Origin of the sequence: Micromonospora sagamiensis (assembly GCF_014680085.1) — a bacterium.
GTDB classification, from domain to species: Bacteria; Actinomycetota; Actinomycetes; order Mycobacteriales; family Micromonosporaceae; genus Micromonospora; species Micromonospora inyonensis.
The window spans coordinates 4,488,773-4,504,250 of record NZ_AP023438.1 but is presented as its reverse complement, the minus strand read 5'-3'; the positions used below and the strand labels follow the sequence as shown (position 1 = coordinate 4,504,250).

12 protein-coding genes are annotated in these 15,478 nt (G+C 73.1%); 5 read left to right on the top strand and 7 right to left on the bottom strand.

Going from position 1 to position 15,478, the window contains the following annotated elements:
• Nucleotides 1-25: 25 nt before the first annotated feature.
• The 3 genes from IGA62_RS19830 to ftsY all read right to left on the bottom strand — a co-directional run bounded on the left by IGA62_RS19830 (nt 26) and on the right by ftsY (nt 3,624).
• Nucleotides 26-1,396, bottom strand: a complete 1,371-nt coding sequence (locus IGA62_RS19830; RefSeq protein ID WP_145819387.1) for an ammonium transporter — start codon at nt 1,394-1,396, stop codon at nt 26-28.
• 162 nt (nt 1,397-1,558) lie between these two features.
• Entirely contained in the window at nt 1,559-2,347 is a 789-nt protein-coding gene (locus IGA62_RS19825) for an aminoglycoside phosphotransferase family protein (protein ID WP_088980205.1), read from the bottom strand.
• An 80-nt stretch (nt 2,348-2,427) separates the two neighbouring features.
• The gene (ftsY, locus tag IGA62_RS19820) at nt 2,428-3,624 is read right to left on the bottom strand and encodes a signal recognition particle-docking protein FtsY (protein ID WP_091458334.1); all 1,197 of its coding nucleotides are present in this window, start codon (nt 3,622-3,624) and stop codon (nt 2,428-2,430) included.
• Nucleotides 3,625-3,771: 147 nt separating this feature from the next.
• On the opposite strand from ftsY, the gene IGA62_RS19815 reads away from it, so the two are divergent.
• From IGA62_RS19815 to IGA62_RS19800, 4 genes are all read left to right on the top strand, one after another.
• Nucleotides 3,772-5,484 carry an alkaline phosphatase D family protein gene (locus IGA62_RS19815; RefSeq protein ID WP_145819388.1) on the top strand — a complete coding sequence of 571 codons (1,713 nt, stop codon included), beginning with the start codon at nt 3,772-3,774 and terminating at the stop codon, nt 5,482-5,484.
• Nucleotides 5,485-5,507: 23 nt separating this feature from the next.
• Nucleotides 5,508-5,960: a MarR family winged helix-turn-helix transcriptional regulator gene (locus IGA62_RS19810; protein ID WP_145819389.1), complete on the top strand. Its 453-nt coding sequence runs from the start codon at nt 5,508-5,510 to the stop codon at nt 5,958-5,960.
• Nucleotides 5,961-6,068: 108 nt separating this feature from the next.
• A complete protein-coding gene (locus IGA62_RS19805) occupies nt 6,069-7,709 on the top strand; it encodes an MDR family MFS transporter (RefSeq protein ID WP_145819390.1) in 1,641 nt (546 codons plus the stop codon).
• Complete coding sequence (locus tag IGA62_RS19800) at nt 7,706-8,218, top strand: DinB family protein (protein ID WP_145819391.1); 513 nt, start codon at nt 7,706-7,708, stop codon at nt 8,216-8,218. The genes IGA62_RS19805 and IGA62_RS19800 overlap by 4 nt, the downstream gene beginning before the upstream one ends.
• Nucleotides 8,219-8,267: 49 nt before the next feature.
• Here the strand turns inward: IGA62_RS19800 and IGA62_RS19795 are convergent, their stop codons facing one another.
• The 3 genes from IGA62_RS19795 to IGA62_RS19785 all read right to left on the bottom strand — a co-directional run bounded on the left by IGA62_RS19795 (nt 8,268) and on the right by IGA62_RS19785 (nt 13,005).
• Nucleotides 8,268-8,888, bottom strand: a complete 621-nt coding sequence (locus tag IGA62_RS19795) for an HAD-IA family hydrolase (RefSeq protein ID WP_091458323.1) — start codon at nt 8,886-8,888, stop codon at nt 8,268-8,270.
• Complete coding sequence (gene smc / locus IGA62_RS19790) at nt 8,888-12,553, bottom strand: chromosome segregation protein SMC (RefSeq protein WP_232624716.1); 3,666 nt, start codon at nt 12,551-12,553, stop codon at nt 8,888-8,890. The genes IGA62_RS19795 and smc overlap by 1 nt, the downstream gene beginning before the upstream one ends.
• A gap of 257 nt (nt 12,554-12,810) precedes the next feature.
• Nucleotides 12,811-13,005: a hypothetical protein gene (locus tag IGA62_RS19785; protein ID WP_091458317.1), complete on the bottom strand. Its 195-nt coding sequence runs from the start codon at nt 13,003-13,005 to the stop codon at nt 12,811-12,813.
• 372 nt (nt 13,006-13,377) lie between these two features.
• Between IGA62_RS19785 and IGA62_RS19780 the strand changes: the two genes are divergently transcribed.
• Nucleotides 13,378-14,439, top strand: a complete 1,062-nt coding sequence (locus tag IGA62_RS19780; protein ID WP_145819392.1) for a CAP domain-containing protein — start codon at nt 13,378-13,380, stop codon at nt 14,437-14,439.
• Between the two features lie 55 nt (nt 14,440-14,494).
• Here the strand turns inward: IGA62_RS19780 and mutM are convergent, their stop codons facing one another.
• Nucleotides 14,495-15,352, bottom strand: a complete 858-nt coding sequence (gene mutM, locus IGA62_RS19775) for a bifunctional DNA-formamidopyrimidine glycosylase/DNA-(apurinic or apyrimidinic site) lyase (RefSeq protein WP_145819393.1) — start codon at nt 15,350-15,352, stop codon at nt 14,495-14,497.
• Between the last annotated feature and the right edge of the window lie 126 nt (nt 15,353-15,478).

Genomic DNA, 15,478 nt, shown 5'->3' with positions numbered 1-15,478 from the left:
GTCCAACCCTTCCATCGCAGAAACGTTAGCCGGCGACCTTCTCGCTGACCGGGGTGGTGGGTTCGGGCTCGCCCCTCGGTGGCGTCGTCGCCGTCGGGGTGCCGATGCCGGCCATCGCGAACGCGCCGCCCGCGCTGCCGCCCGACGGCGACAGGTCGTAGCCGCTCTCCGCGTGCTCGGCGATGTCGATGCCGTTGACCTCGGCCTCGGCGGAGACCCGGAAGCCGATGGTCTTCTGGATGACGAAGCCGAGGGCGAAGGCCACCGCGAAGGAGTAGACCGTGACGATCAGGGCGCTGAGCGCCTGGACGCCGAGCTGGGTCACCCCGCCGCCGTAGAAGAGGCCCTCGTCGGCGACGAGCGAGCTGACCGAGCTGGTGCCGAAGAGACCGATCCAGAGGCAGCCGATCCAACCGCCCACGAAGTGCACGCCGACCACGTCGAGGGAGTCGTCGTAGCCGAGCTTGTACTTGAGGCCGACGGCGAGGGCGCAGACCGCACCGGCGACGACGCCGAGCAGGACCGCCGCCCAGGGGGCGACGAAGGCGCAGGCCGGGGTGATGGCGACCAGACCGGCGATGGCACCGGAGGAGGCACCCACCAGGGTGGGCCGCCCGTCCCGGACCTTCTCCACGACCAGCCAGCCGAGGACGGCGGCGGCGGTGGCGACCTGGGTGTTGAGGAAGGCGATCGCGGTGGTCGCGTCGGCGGTCAGCTCGGAGCCGGCGTTGAACCCGAACCAGCCGAACCAGAGCAGGCCGGTGCCGAGCGCCACCATCGGGACGTTGTGCGGCTTCATGGCCTCCTTCGGCCAGCCGAGCCGCCGGCCGAGCACCAGCACCAGGGCGAGCGCGGCGGCACCGGCGTTGATGTGCACCGCCGTGCCCCCGGCGAAGTCCAGCGCGCCGAGCTTGGCCCCGATGAAGCCGCCACCCCACACCCAGTGCGCCACCGGGAAGTAGACCAGCGTCGCCCAGCCGAAGGCGAAGACCAGCCAGCCGGAGAACTTGGCGCGGTCGGAGATGGCCCCGCTGATCAGGGCGACGGTGATGATGGCGAACATCATCTGGAAGGCCATGAACACGTAGAGCGGGATGCCGGTCTCGCCCCACAGGTCGGTCTCGGCCATGAAGGTCTTGGTGCCGAGGTACTGGCCGACGTCACCGATGACGCCGCCCTGGTCGGCGCCGAAGGCGACGCTGAAGCCGTAGAACAGCCAGAGGATGCTGACCAGCCCCATGGCCGAGAAACTCATCATGATCATGTTGAGCACGCCCTTGGACCGGTTCAGGCCGCCGTAGAACAGCGCCAGACCCGGTGTCATGAGCAGCACGATCGCACTCGATATCAGCAGCCACGCGGTGTTGCCGGTATCGATCGTCGGTGCTTCAGGCACGCTGGCCTCCTAAAGGTGAGGTTCCCTCCTTCGCGGCTTCCGGGGCAGCGTCGCCCGTACGCCGGATGCGCGAAAGAATCCGCCCCGGCTGTTTCACCTTCGGTCCCGGCGTGGTTTCCGGTCGGTCACGGGTTGTTTCGGACGTGTGACGAAACCCGCACCTCAGCGCAGCGCCCACTCCAGGGCGTGCCGTTCGTAGTCGAGCAGCCGCAGGTCGCGCATCGGGCGACGGAGGTGACCCTTGTGCACGATCCGGACGAACGCCGGATCACCGGCGGCGGCCATCCGGCGGATGCCCTCGACGTGGTCCACGATCCGCTTGCGGATGGTCCGGATCAGCCGGTGCCGGTCCCGGGGGATCAGCCCGTACGCGTCGGCGAAGAGCCGCAGCCGGCGCGGCCGGTCGGGGCGTTTCCAGCCGAGGGTGTAGGAGTCCCGGTCGGAGAAGATCGGCACCCAGGTCCAGGCCGCGTACGCGACGTCGTAGATCCGCGCGCCCGGCGAGGCGAGGTCGAAGTCGATCAGCCCGAGGGTGCCGTCCGGCCGCCAGATGACGTTGTGCGGGGCGGCGTCGTGGTGGCAGATGACCTCGGTGTCCGGCGGGGGCGGGCCGAACGAGCGCCAGACCGCCCCCGGCGGCGGGACGAAGCCGTACTGGGCGTCGTGGAACATCCGCAGCATCGTCGCCACGGTCACCAGCGCCTCGTCGGTGACCCAGTGCGGGGCGAGCGGGTACTCCCCGCACTCCCCCTCCAGGTACGACAGGACCTCGCGGTTGCGCTCGTCCATCCCGTACGCCCGGGGCGCGCCGGTGAAGCCGACGTACTCCAGGTGGCGCAGGAGGGCGTGCACCGCCGGGGTCCACGGCCCGGCGTTGCGCCGGACGGTGTCGCCCACCCGGACGACGGTGCTGACGTTCCCGCCGTGCAGCGGGATCTCCTGTGCGGTCACGTACGGTCTCCCGGGGCCGGTGCCGGCAAGCGGTGCTCGCGCCACCGGGTGCGGCGGCGGTCGTCGGTGGTCACCCGAGGTTACGCGTCCCGGGCGAGCGGCTCGGTGCCGAGCAGCGCGTCGACGAACTGGGTCGGCTCGAAGGGGGCCAGGTCGTCCTTGCCCTCGCCCAGTCCCACCAGCTTGACCGGAATGCCGAGTTTGCGCTGCACGGCGATGACGATACCGCCCTTGGCGGTGCCATCGAGTTTGGTGAGCACCACGCCGGTGACGTTGACCACCTCGGTGAAGACCCGGGCCTGTTCCAGACCGTTCTGCCCGGTGGTGGCGTCCAGGATGAGCAGCGTCTCGTCGATCGGGCCGTGCTTCTCCACCACCCGCTTGACCTTGCCCAGTTCGTCCATCAGGCCGATCTTGTTCTGGAGCCGGCCGGCGGTGTCGATCAGCACGGTGTCCACCCCGGTGCCGATGCCCCGCTTCACCGCGTCGAAGGCGACGCTGGCCGGGTCGGCCGCCTCCGGGCCGCGCACGGTCTCCGCGCCGACCCGCCCGCCCCAGGTCTCCAACTGGTCGGCGGCGGCGGCCCGGAAGGTGTCGGCCGCGCCGAGCAGCACGCTGCGGCCGTCCGCGACCAGCACCCGGGCGATCTTGCCGCAGGTGGTGGTCTTGCCCGCGCCGTTGACCCCGACCACCAGCACCACCGCCGGCATGCCCTCCTTCGGTGCGGTGCGCAGTGAGCGGTCCAGCGTCGGGTCGAGCGCGTTGACCAGCTCGGCGGCGAGCAGGGCGCGCAGCTCGGTGGTGGAGCGGGTGCCGAGCACCCGGGTCCGCTCCCGGAGCCGGTCGACGATCTCGCGGGTGGCCTCGATGCCGACGTCGGCGGTGATCAGGCTGTCCTCGATCTCCTCCCACGCGTCCTCGTCGAGGTGGTCCCGGCTGAGCAGCCCGAGCAGCCCCTTGCCGAAGACGTTCTGTGAACGGGACAGGCGGGACCGCAGCCGGACCAGTCGCCCGGCGGTCGGCTCGGGCACGTCCAGCGGCGGGACCTCGATGACCGGTGGGACCTCGACCACCGGCGGCTCGACCACCACGCCGGTGGCGGGTTCGGTGGGTGCCTCGACCGGTGGGACGACGGGCCGCTCCTCGACCCGGGTGGGTGCCTGTGCCTCCGGCAGCCGGGGCTCCGGCCGCCGCCGCAGCTTCGGCACGACCAGCCCCACGAGCGACAGGAGCAGCACACCGAGCAGGACCAGTGCGACTACGAGGTAATCCGCCATGCGGAAATCCTGTCAGATGCCGGCGTCGTCGGCTCAGCCACCGCGCCCGATCCCCGGGCGAACAGCGGTGACGCGGGGCGTGAGGCATGGGTGCGCGGTGCGGCGACAGGGTAGAAATGGTGAGCCGCTCTCGTCCCGGAGGTTCTGATGCCGAGTCCCCGCCTGCTCATCGGCCCGTTGCTGCGACGGGTCGTCGGCACGCGGGCCACCGTCTGGGTGGAGACCAGCGCCCCCGCGGTGGTCCGGGTCCGCACCGCCGACGGGGCCGAGGGCAGCTCCCCCACCTTCACCGCGTACGACCACCACTACGCGCTGGTCGTGGTGGAGGGGCTCACCCCGGACACCACCTCGACGTACGAGGTGCTGGTCGACGACGAGGTGGCCTGGCCGGAGCCGCGCAGCTCCTTCCCGCCGAGCGTGATCCGCACCCGGGCCGCCGACGACCGGGACCAGCCGGTCCGCCTGGTCTTCGGCTCGTGTCGGGAGACCACCCAGCACTCCACCGCGCGGAAGCTGCCGCCGGACGCGCTGGACGCGTACGCCCGCCGGCTGATGGCCGACCCGGACGGCCCGGAGCGGCCCGACCTGCTGGTGCTCCTCGGCGACCAGGTCTACGCCGACGAGACCTCCCCGACGGTCCGGCGGCTGCTGCGCCGACGCCGCCGCCGGCCGGCGGGCGCCCCCACCGACCAGGTGGTCAGCTTCGACGAGTACACCAAGCTCTACCTGGAGTCGTGGCGGGACCCGGAGATCCGCTGGCTCTTCTCCACCGTGCCCAGCGTCATGATCTTCGACGACCACGAGATCATCGACGACTGGAACACCTCGGCCGCCTGGCGGGCGGAGATGCGCGAGCAGCCGTGGTGGGCGGAGCGGATCGGCAGCGGCCTCGCCTCGTACTGGGTCTACCAGCACCTGGGCAACCTCTCCCCGGACGAGATCGCCACCGACCCGGTCTACGCCAAGGTCGTCGCCGCCGGGACCGACGCCACCGAGGTGCTCCGCGAGTTCGGCAGCCGGGTCGACACCGAGTCCGACCTGGCGCACGACACCGAGCGTTGGCGCAACGTGCAGTACCAGTGGAGCTACGCGCTCGATCTCGGCCGGACCCGGCTGGTGATGCTGGACAACCGGTGCAGCCGGGTGCTGGAGCCGGCGCAGCGGGCGATGCTCCCGCCCGGCGAGTGGGCGTGGTTCGTCGACCGGGCGCACGGCGTCTACGACCACCTGGTGGTCGGCTCGTCACTGCCCTGGCTGCTGCCGCCGGGCATCCACCACGTGGAGGCGTGGAACGAGAAGCTGGCCTCCTCCCGCCGGCCGTGGGTGGCCCGGGCCTCGGAGAAGCTGCGCCGGGCGCTGGACCTGGAGCACTGGGCCGCCTTCCAGCGGTCCTTCGACGCGCTCGGGGCGCTGTTCGCGCGGATCGGCACCGGATCACCCGGCGCGCCCGGCGACCGGGTCGGGGCCGGGCCGGCGTACGCGCCCCCGGCCTCGATCAGCGTGCTCGGCGGGGACGTGCACCACTCGTACGTGGCGCGGGCCCGCTTCGCCGACGGCATGGTGACCCCGGTGCACCAGCTCACCTGCTCGCCGATCCACAACCAGGTGCCGGCCGGGATGCGTCCGCTGATGCGGCTCGGCTGGTCGGCGGCCCCCTCGGCGGCGGTCCGGGCGCTGGCCCGCTCCGCCGGGGTACGCCGGTCACCGGTGCGCTGGCGCAAGCTCAGCGGCCCGTACTTCGGCAACGCGGTCGGCACACTGCTGCACCAGGGCCGGGCGGCCGAGGTGACCATCGAGGGCACCACCAGCGACGGCGCGCTGCATCCGGTGGCGTACCGGCGACTGACCACCCAGCGCTGAGCGGGGCACCGTACCCTCGTGCCGTGGATGATCAGCTACCGGAGCCGCTGCGGACGGTGGAGCACGAGTTGACCACCCTGCTGCGCCGTGGCCGGACGGTCTCCTGGGGGCTGGTCAAGGAGGTGCACCCGCACCTGGAGCCGAACAGCTACGGCCTCCTGCTCTGGCTGCGGCGCAGCGGCTCGACCCGGTTGACCGACCTCGCCACCCGGCTCGGGGTCGGCAAGGGGACGCTCAGCCGGCAGATCCGAGGGCTGGAGGCGCTCGGGCTGGTCCGCCGCGACCCGGATCCGGTGGACCGGCGGGCCGCCCAGCTCAGCCTGACCGAGGAGGGGCAGCGCCGTTTCGACGCGGCGCGCGGGACCCGGCTCGACGAGCTGGAGCGGTCCCTGCGGGAATGGCCGGCGGAGGACCTGACCGAGTTCGCCCGGCTGCTGCGTCGGTTCAACGAGAGCTGGACACCCGAGCGGGGTTGAGGCACGCCCCACACCCGGAACAGGGCTCCGGCACCAAAGGTTGTTGCTTCAGGCAACCAAAGCTACGGTTGCCTCACGCAACTTCTCGACGCCGGAGGTAGTCCCACGATGTCCCAGGCCGCCGCGCCCCCACGGACGACCCCGGTGGAGATGACCCACCGCCAGGTTCTGGAGGCCCTCTCCGGCCTGCTACTGGGCCTGTTCGTCGCGATCCTCTCCTCCACGGTCGTCTCGAACGCGCTGCCCCGGATCATCACCGAGCTACGCGGCGGGCAGTCCGCGTACACCTGGGTGGTCACCTCGACGCTGCTCGCCACCACCGCGACCACCCCGCTCTGGGGCAAGCTCGCCGACCTGACGAGCAAGAAGGCGCTGGTCCAGGTCTCGCTGGTGATCTACGTCCTCGGCTCGGTGCTGGCCGGGCTCTCCCAGTCCACCGGGCAGCTGATCGCCTGCCGGGTGGTCCAGGGCATCGGGGCCGGCGGCCTCACCGCGCTGGCGCAGGTGATCATGGCCACGATGATCGCGCCCCGGGAACGCGGCCGGTACAGCGGCTACCTCGGCGCGGTGATGGCGGTCGGCACCATCGGCGGCCCGCTCATCGGCGGCGTGATCGTGGACACCTCCTGGCTCGGCTGGCGCTGGTGCTTCTACGTCGGCGTGCCGTTCGCCGTCGCCGCGCTCGTCGTGCTCCAGAAGACGCTGAAGCTACCCGTGGTCCGGCGCGAGGCGAAGATCGACTGGTGGGGCGCGTCCCTGATCACCGCCGCCGTCTCGCTGCTGCTGGTCTGGGTCTCCCTCGCCGGGGACCGGTACGCCTGGGTGTCCTGGCAGACCGCCGCGATGGTGGGCGGGGCGCTGCTGCTCGGGGCGCTGGCGGTCCGGGTCGAGACCCGGGTGGCCGAGCCGGTCATCCCGCCGAAGCTGTTCCGCAACCGCACCATCGCGCTGGCCACGGTGGCCAGCGTCGCGGTCGGCGTCGGCATGTTCGGCGCGTCGGTCTTCCTCGGCCAGTACTTCCAGATCAGCCGGGGCCAGAGCCCGACCATGTCCGGCCTGATGACCCTGCCGATGATCCTCGGCCTGCTGGTCTCCTCCACCGTGACCGGCCGGATCATCACCCGGACCGGCCGCTGGAAGCGGTACCTGGTGGCCGGCTCGGCGCTGCTCACCCTCGGTTTCGCCCTGATGGGCACGCTCCGCTACGACACGAACTTCTGGTTGCTCAGCGTCTACATGGCCGTCATCGGCGTCGGCGTGGGCATGACCATGCAGAACCTGGTGCTGGCCGTGCAGAACACCGTCGGCCCGCACGAACTCGGCGCGGCCAGCTCGGTGGTCGCCTTCTTCCGCAGCCTCGGCGGCGCGGTCGGCGTCTCCGTGCTCGGCGCGGTCCTCGGCCACCGGGTGCAAGGCTTCCTCGCCGACGGCCTGGCCCGGCTCGGCGTCCCGACCAGCGGCGCGGCCGGCGGCGGAACCCTGCCGGACGTGCACACGCTGCCCGGCCCGGTGCGCACCGTGGTGGAGAGCGCGTACGGCCACGGCGCCGGGGACATCTTCCTGGTCGCCACCCCGTTCGCCCTGATCGCGCTGATCGCGGTCTGCTTCATCCGGGAGGTGCCGCTGCGGCGGCACAACGAGCCGCTGGCCGCCGGGGTCGAGCGGGCGGCCCCGGTGGCCACCGGGGCCGGCACGGCCGGCAAATCCGGTCGCCCGTTGTCACCCGCGCCGGCCAGGATGACCGGATGACCTGGAGAGCACCGCAGATCACCCGAACCCCCGAGCCCTACGTCGCCGACGAGCGCACCATGCTGGAGGGCTGGCTCGACTACCACCGGCAGACGTTGCTGCTCAAGTGCGCCGGCCTGACCGCCGAACAGCTCCGCACGCCCAGTGTCGAACCGTCCGGGCTGACCCTGCTCGGCCTGGTCCGGCACATGGCCGAGGTGGAGGCCTTCTGGTTCCGGGAGAACGCCGCCGGGGAGACGGTCGACTACCCGTACTTCACCGAGGCCACGCCGGACGCCGACCTCGACGTGACCGACGCCGACGCCGAGGCCGACCTGGCCGTCTTCCACCGGCAGGTCGAACTGGCCCGGGCCGCCGTCGTGGGTCGCTCCCTCGACCAGGTCTTCACCGACCGGGGCCGGGAGCGCAACCTGCGCTGGGTGTACGTGCACATGATCGAGGAGTACGCCCGGCACAACGGCCACGCCGACCTGATCCGGGAACGGATCGACGGGGTCACCGGCGACTGACCCGCCCACCGGCCGCGGCCGGGGCGGCCACCCGCCCCGACCGCAGCGGTCAGTACGCCAGCGCGGCCCGCACGTAACGCAGCCCCTCCGGGCCGCTCCACCGGTACGCCGACAGCCCGGCGACCCGGGCACCGCTGATCATGCGGTCGTCGTCGTCGACGAAGAGCACCCGCTCCGGCGGGGTGCGCAGCGCCTGGCAGGCCGCCTGGAAGTACTCCTTCGACGGCTTGTGCACCCCGATGGCCGAGGAGTTGACCACGGCGTCCAGCTCGTCGGTCAGGCCGAGCGCGGCGAGGTCGGCGTCGAGCAGGTCGGTGGCGTTGGTGGCCAGCCCGACCGGGATCCCGGCGGCGCGCACCTCGCGGACGAAGGCGAGCACGTCCGGGTCCACCTCGCCCCGGTACTCCTGCCACTCGGCCACCGCTGCCCGGGCCTGCTCGGGATCCACCGCCCGGCCGGCCAGCGCGTCCGCCACGCTGCCCATCCAGTCGGCGTGACTGACCCGCCCCACCAGGACCGGTTGGAGCCGACCCCAGTGCATGGCGATGTCGCCGAGCACACCCGGGGTCAGTCCGTACCGTCGTTCCACCCCGGCCGCCACGGCCGGGTCCCAGCGCCGCAGGACGCCGTCGAAGTCCACCAGGAGCGCCGTCGCGCGTTCCCGAGCCACTACTGATTCTCCTCGCTGCGGCCGAGCCGCTGATCCTCCGTGCTGCGGCCGAGCCGCTGTTCCGTGCTGCGGCCAGGCCGCTCGTTCTCCCCGTCGGTCCGGTTGAGCCGTTGGCTGATCACCTGGGTCACGCCGTTGCGCATGGTCACCCCGTAGAGCGCGTCGGCGACCTCCATCGTCCGTTTCTGGTGGGTGATGACGATCAACTGGCTCTTCTCCCGCAACTGTGCCAGCAGGGTGATCAACCGGCCCAGGTTGACGTCGTCCAGGGCCGCCTCGACCTCGTCCATGATGTAGAACGGGCTGGGCCGGGCCCGGAAGATCGCCACCAGCATCGCCACCGCGGTCAGCGACCGCTCCCCGCCGGAGAGCAGCGACAGCCGCTTGATCTTCTTACCCGGCGGCCGGGCCTCCACCTCCACCCCGGTGGTGAGCAGGTCGTCCGGTTCGGTGAGCACCAGCCGCCCCTCGCCACCGGGGAAGAGCACCGTGAAGACCTGCTGGAACTCCCGCGCGGTGTCGGCGAACGCGCTGGCGAAGACCTCCAGGATCCGGTCGTCGACGTCCTTGACCACGGTGAGCAGGTCCCGGCGGGTGGCCTTGAGGTCCTCCAGCTGTTCGGAGAGGAACTTGTACCGCTCCTCCAGCGCGGCGAACTCCTCCAGGGCGAGCGGGTTGACCTTGCCGAGCAGGGTCAGCTCCCGTTCCGCCTTGGCGGCCCGTTTCTCCTGCACCGCCCGCTCGTAGCGGACCGGCTCGGGCACCGGCGTCCCGTCCCGCTCGGCCGCGGCGACGTCCGCCTGGGTCGGCGGCACCGGCTGGTCTGGGCCGTACTCGCCGATCAGGGCGGCCACGTCCAGTCCGAAGTCCTCGGCGGCCTTCGCCTCCAGCTGTTCGATGCGCAGCCGCTGCTCGGCGCGGGCCACCTCGTCCCGGTGCACCTGGCTGGTCAACCGTTCCAGTTCCGCGCCGAGCCGCTTGGCCGCGCCACGTACCTCGGAGAGCTCGGCCTCCCGCGCGGCGCGTTCGGCCGCCACCGCATCGCGGTGCTCCTCGGCCCGCGCGATCGAGGTGGTCAACCGGGTCAGGGCGTCGCGGGCCCCAGCGGCCACCGCGCGGGCGATGGCCGCGCCCCGGGTACGCGCCGCCCGGCGGGCCGCCGCGCGTTCCCGGGCGGCCCGTTCGGCGCTCGCCTGGCGGCGCAGCGAGTCGGCCCGACCGGCGATCGAGGAGACCCGCTCCTCGGCGGTCCGCACCGCGAGCCGGACCTCCATCTCGTTCTGCCGGGCCTGCGGCACCATCGCGGCGAGCTGGTCGCGTTCCTCGGTCGACGGTTCCGCGTCGATCGGGGTGGCCTCGGCCAGCCGGAGCCGCTCCGCCAGCTCGTCGAGGGTGGTCAGGTCCCGTTCCCGGGCCGCCTGGGCGCGGGCCAGCGACTCGCCGAGCCGGTCGGTCTCGCCCCGCGCGCTGCGGGCGGCGGCCCCGAGTTCGGCCAGCCGGCGGGCGGCGGCGTTGCGGTGGCTCTCCGCCTCCCGCCGGGCGGCGGCGGCGTGCTGCACCACCTCTTTCGCGCCCGCCACCTCGGCCCGCGCCTCGACGAGTTGGTCACGCAACTCGGCGCTGGTCCGCTCGGCGGCGAGCCGGTTGGACCGGGCCTCCTCGACGGCCGCGGTCACCTCGATGAAGCTGGGCGCCTTCGCCGAGCCGCCGGCCGCCGCGTACGCCCCGACCACGTCGCCGTCCGGGGTGACCGCCCGCAGTTCCGGGTTGCCGGCCACCACCTCGGCGGCGGCGGCGAGGTCGTCGACGAGCACCACGTCGCGCAGGGCCCGGTGCACCGCCGGGCGCAGCTGCGCCGCGCACTCGACCAGGTCGGGAGCCCACCGCGCCCCGTCGGGCAGCTTCGGGCGCAGCGCGTCGGCGGAGCCGTCCATGCCGGGGCCGGCGGGGCTGCCGACCAGCAACCCGGCCCGGCCGGCGTCGGAGATCTTCAGCAGCCGCATCGCCTCGATCGCCTCGTCCACCCCGGTGACCGCGACCGCGTCGGCCAGCCCGCCGAGCGCGGCGGCGAGGGCCGCCTCGTGGCCGGGCGCGACGGTGAGCTGGCCGGCCAGGCTGCCGAGCAGGCCGGGCACCTCGTCGGCGCGGGCGAGCAGCGCGCCCGCGCCGTCCTTGCGGCGCAGGCCGAGGGCGAGCGCCTCCTCGCGGGCCTTCCAGGTGGCGGCGTCCTTCTCCGCCGCCCGCTCGGCGTCGCTCAACGCCCGGACACCGGCCTGTGCCTTCTCGTGGGCGGCGACCGCCTCGGCGTGCCGGGCGTCCAGCTCGGCGTTGTCCCGGTCCGCCTCGGTGGACTGCTCGGCCACCGCATCCAGCTCGGCCTGCGCCTGCTCGGCGCGAGCGAGGGCGTCGGCGTGCGCGGCGGCGAGCCGTTCGATCTCCTCACCGGCGCTGGTGGTCCGGGCCCGGGCCGAGTTGACCTGCCCGGTGAGGCGGGCCAGCCCCTCGCGCCGGTCCGCGATGGCCTTCGCCGCGGCGACCAGTTCCCGCTCGGCGGCGGCGAGCTGCCGCTCCAGCTCCTGCCGGTGCTCCACCGCCTCGGCGAGTCGGACCTGGTCGTCGGTGAGCGCGGCGCGCAGCTCCTCCTCCTGCTCGCGGACCCGCTCCGCCTCCGCCTCCAGCTGGTCGGGGTCGCGGCCGGGGCGTTCGTCGTCGGGGGTGGCGCTGAGGTGGCGCAGCCGCTCCCGGGCGAGCTGCTCGATCGACCGGAACCGCTCGGAGAGGGCGGAGAGCTTATACCAGGTGTCCTGGGCGGCGGCGAGCAGCGGCGCGTCCTCGGCCAGCGCCGCCTCCAGCTCACCGAGGCGCTGCTGCACCTGGGTGTGTTCCTCTTCGACCTGCTCGCGGCGCTCCCGCAGGGCGGCCTCGTCGGCGATCTCCCGGTCCAGGGTGGCGCGCAGGGTGGCCAGGTCGTCGGCGAGCAGGCGCAGCCGGGCGTCGCGCAGGTTGGCCTGGATGGCGGCGGCCCGCCGGGCCACCTCGGCCTGCCGGCCCAGCGGCTTGAGTTGGCGACGCAGCTCGGCGGTGAGGTCGGTGAGCCGGTTGAGGTTTGTCTGCATCGCGTCGAGCTTCCGCAGCGCCTTCTCCTTGCGCTTGCGGTGCTTCAGGACGCCCGCGGCCTCCTCGATGAAGGCCCGCCGGTCCTCCGGCTTGGCGTGCAGCATGCCGTCGAGCCGGCCCTGGCCGACGATGATGTGCATCTCCCGGCCGATGCCGGAGTCCGACAGCAGCTCCTGGATGTCGAGCAGGCGACAGGAGTCGCCGTTGATCTCGTACTCGCTCTCGCCGGAGCGGAACATCCGGCGGGTGATGGAGACCTCGGTGTACTCGATCGGCAGCGCACCGTCGGTGTTGTCGATGGTGAGGGTCACCTCGGCCCGGCCGAGCGGGGCGCGGGCGGCGGTGCCGGCGAAGATGACGTCCTCCATCTTGCCGCCCCGCAGCGCCTTGGCGCCCTGTTCGCCCAGCACCCAGGCGATGGCGTCGACGACGTTGGACTTGCCGGACCCGTTCGGCCCCACCACACAGGTGATGCCCGGCTCCAGCTTGAGCGTCGTGGCGGAGGCGAAGGACTTGAACCCCTTCACCGTCAGGCTCTTGAGATGCACCTTCTCGATCCTCGTCCGGTGGCCGCCGTACCGTCGCGGGCTGCCGCGCCGGGCTCGGTTGCCGTGCCGTGGTGGGCCGCGCGGACCTGGTCAACCCGCAGAGTAACCCGGTGCCGGGCGGGTCCCGGTGTGCGACCCACCCCGCGACGGACCGGAGGACGGACGGTGAACGACCGGTGCACAGAGCTGCGCGCCGGCACAAATGTGTCGGCGCGCGTTTTCTTTCTGCTGCGATTCAGTTGTCCGGAAACCGGGGATCAGGTCAGCGCGGGCTCGGCCAGCCGGAGCAGGTCGTCCGTCTCCGCCGCCGCCGCCGCGAGCCGATCGTTCTCGGCCCGCAGACGCGTGATCTCGAACTCCAGTGCCTGAACCCTGGCACGCAGCCGGGTGACCTCGTCGAGCAGGCGCCGATCGGACGCCGCACCAACGTGGCCGTACAGGGCCTTCGCCATTTTGACTCCTTGATATGCGCTGCCGGAAAGGCCGGCCAACGCGCGCCCACTGGTTCGCGGCTGCCACCCCGAGGAAACTTCGGGCATGACTGGGCGCGACTGGCGACACCTATATATTGAGCCGCCAACCCCTCGTTCGTCAAGTTCCCGCAGGCCGTGGATCATCACCGTGCCAACCCGAGCATCACTCGGATCGCCGCCAGGCACGGACGGACAGTGTCCGGACCGGACCACTGTAACTCCGTAGGGTGTCGAATCGGTTACCTTGCGAGCCGGTTTCGCCTTAACTCTTCCTTAGCGGCATTGCCGCTGCTCAGAGCGGCCACGTAGCGTCACCCCGGCCCGTGAACCCGACCCCGTGGAGGCACCGGAGTGTACGGCTGGACCGACCCGATGGAACCGGACGGCGCCGACCGGCGCCCCGAACCGCCGACGGAGGAGTCGCCGTACTGGGACAACGGTCGCCCGATGCCGCGCTCGTCGTACCTGTTCGGGGACGAGCCGGAGGGACCGACCGCCGGCTGGCACGACGGGCCGCACGCCGGCCGCCGGCACGGTGAGCGACCGACCGGGTACGCGTGGACCGGCGAGGGACAGCACGCCGGGCCGCCGGGCGGCCCGGTCCTGAGTGGGCCGGGCATGGACGTCCCGGCCCACCGTCGGGCCCCCGGAGCACCGGCCGGCGACGGTCGCCACCGGTCACGTCGCCGGATCTCCCGCCCGTTCCTGATCGTGGGTACCGCCGCGGCGGCCACGCTCGTGGTGGCCGTCGGAATCGGCACGGTGCTGGTGCGCGACGACCAGGCGCCGCCCGCCACCGTGGCCGCCGAGGATGTGCCGGTGGCACCGCCGCTGCCCGGCTCCGAGCTGTCCCCCTCGACGTCGGCCAGCACCAGCCCGTCCCCCCGGACGGCCGGCCCGACCCCCGCACCGAGCCGTAGCGTCCGGCCGACGCCGGCCCCGAGCCGCACCACCGCCCCGTCGCGGCGCACCGTCGAGCGGAGCAGGACCCCGACCGCCCGCGCCACCACCGCCGCCGCACCGGCCACCGGCGGCACCGAACAGGCCCAGGTCGTCGCCCTGGTGAACGCCGAACGGGCCAAGGCCGGCTGCGGCGCGGTGAGCGTCGACGCCAAGCTCACCACCGCCGCGCAGCGGCACAGCGAGGACCAGGCCACCCACCAGAAGATGTCGCACACCGGCAGCGACGGCAGCGACGTCGGCGACCGCCTCGCCCGGGTCGGCTACGACTGGCGCGGCTACGGCGAGAACGTCGCCTGGAACCAGCAGACCCCGGCGGCGGTGATGGCGGCCTGGATGAACAGCGCCGGCCACCGGGCCAACATCCTCAACTGCGCGTTCACCGAGATCGGCGTCGGGGTCGCGCGGAGCAACGGCCCGTACTGGACGCAGGTCTTCGGCACGCCCGGCTGACCGGTCCCGCCCGACGTCCCGTCCCGGCCGGCGGTTCGCCCCGGGTCGGGACGGGTCAGCCGCGTACGACGGCGCGGGGACGGGGCTGGCAGCGGGGGCAACTGTACGACGACCGGTTCATGAACGGCTCCCGCCGGATCGGCGCACCGCACCGCCGGCACGGCTCACCCTCGCGACCGTAGACGTTCAGGGACCGGTCGAAGTAGCCGCTCTCGCCGTTGACGTTGACGTACAGCGCGTCGAAGCTCGTGCCGCCGACCGTGATCGCCTCGCCGAGCACGTCCCGGACGTGGCCGAGCAGCCGCGTCACGGCCGGACGGGTCAACGCGTCGGTAGGACGCGCACCGTGCAGCCCGGACCGCCAGAGCGCCTCGTCGGCGTAGATGTTGCCGACCCCGGAGATCAGGGTCTGGTCGAGCAGGGCCCGCTTGACCTCGGTACGCCGCCGTCGCAGCGCCGCCACGAACCCGGCGTCGGAGAAGTCCGGGTCCATCGGGTCCCGGGCGATGTGCGCGATCTCGCCGGGCAGCTCCGCCCCACCGGCGGAGACGGCGAGGCCGCCGAACGTGCGCTGGTCGACGAAGCGCAGCTCCGGCCCGTCGTCGGCGAAGGTGAGCCGGACCCTCAGATGCAGCTCGTCGGGGGCGTCGGCGGGCTGGACGAGGAGCTGGCCGGACATGCCGAGGTGCCCGACCATCGCGTCCCCGCTGTCGAGCGGGAGCCAGAGGTACTTGCCGCGCCGCCGGACGTCCCGCACGGTCCGGCCGGTGAGCACGTCCGCGAAGTGCGCCGCGCCGGGCAGGTGCCGGCGTACCGCCCGGGGGTGGCGCACCTGCACCGCGTCGATCCGTCGACCGGTGACCCAGCGGGCCAGCCCCTGCCGGACCGTCTCCACCTCGGGCAGTTCAGGCACGGCCCGGCTCCGGATGGGCCTCCCCGGTGACGTCGGCCGCGATCCGGCCGTCCACGCCGTCGTCGGCCGCGATCCGACCGTCGGGGACGCCGGGGCCGGCCACGACCGCCTCGGCGACGGTGACCG

Coding starts and splice junctions, on each gene's coding strand:
- IGA62_RS19800 (WP_145819391.1), top strand. CDS start 7,706: ATGACCTGGAGAGCACCGCAGATCACCCGAACCCCCGAGCCCTACGTC.
- ftsY (WP_091458334.1), bottom strand. CDS start 3,624: ATGGCGGATTACCTCGTAGTCGCACTGGTCCTGCTCGGTGTGCTGCTC.
- IGA62_RS19785 (WP_091458317.1), bottom strand. CDS start 13,005: ATGGCGAAGGCCCTGTACGGCCACGTTGGTGCGGCGTCCGATCGGCGC.
- IGA62_RS19805 (WP_145819390.1), top strand. CDS start 6,069: ATGTCCCAGGCCGCCGCGCCCCCACGGACGACCCCGGTGGAGATGACC.
- IGA62_RS19815 (WP_145819388.1), top strand. CDS start 3,772: ATGCCGAGTCCCCGCCTGCTCATCGGCCCGTTGCTGCGACGGGTCGTC.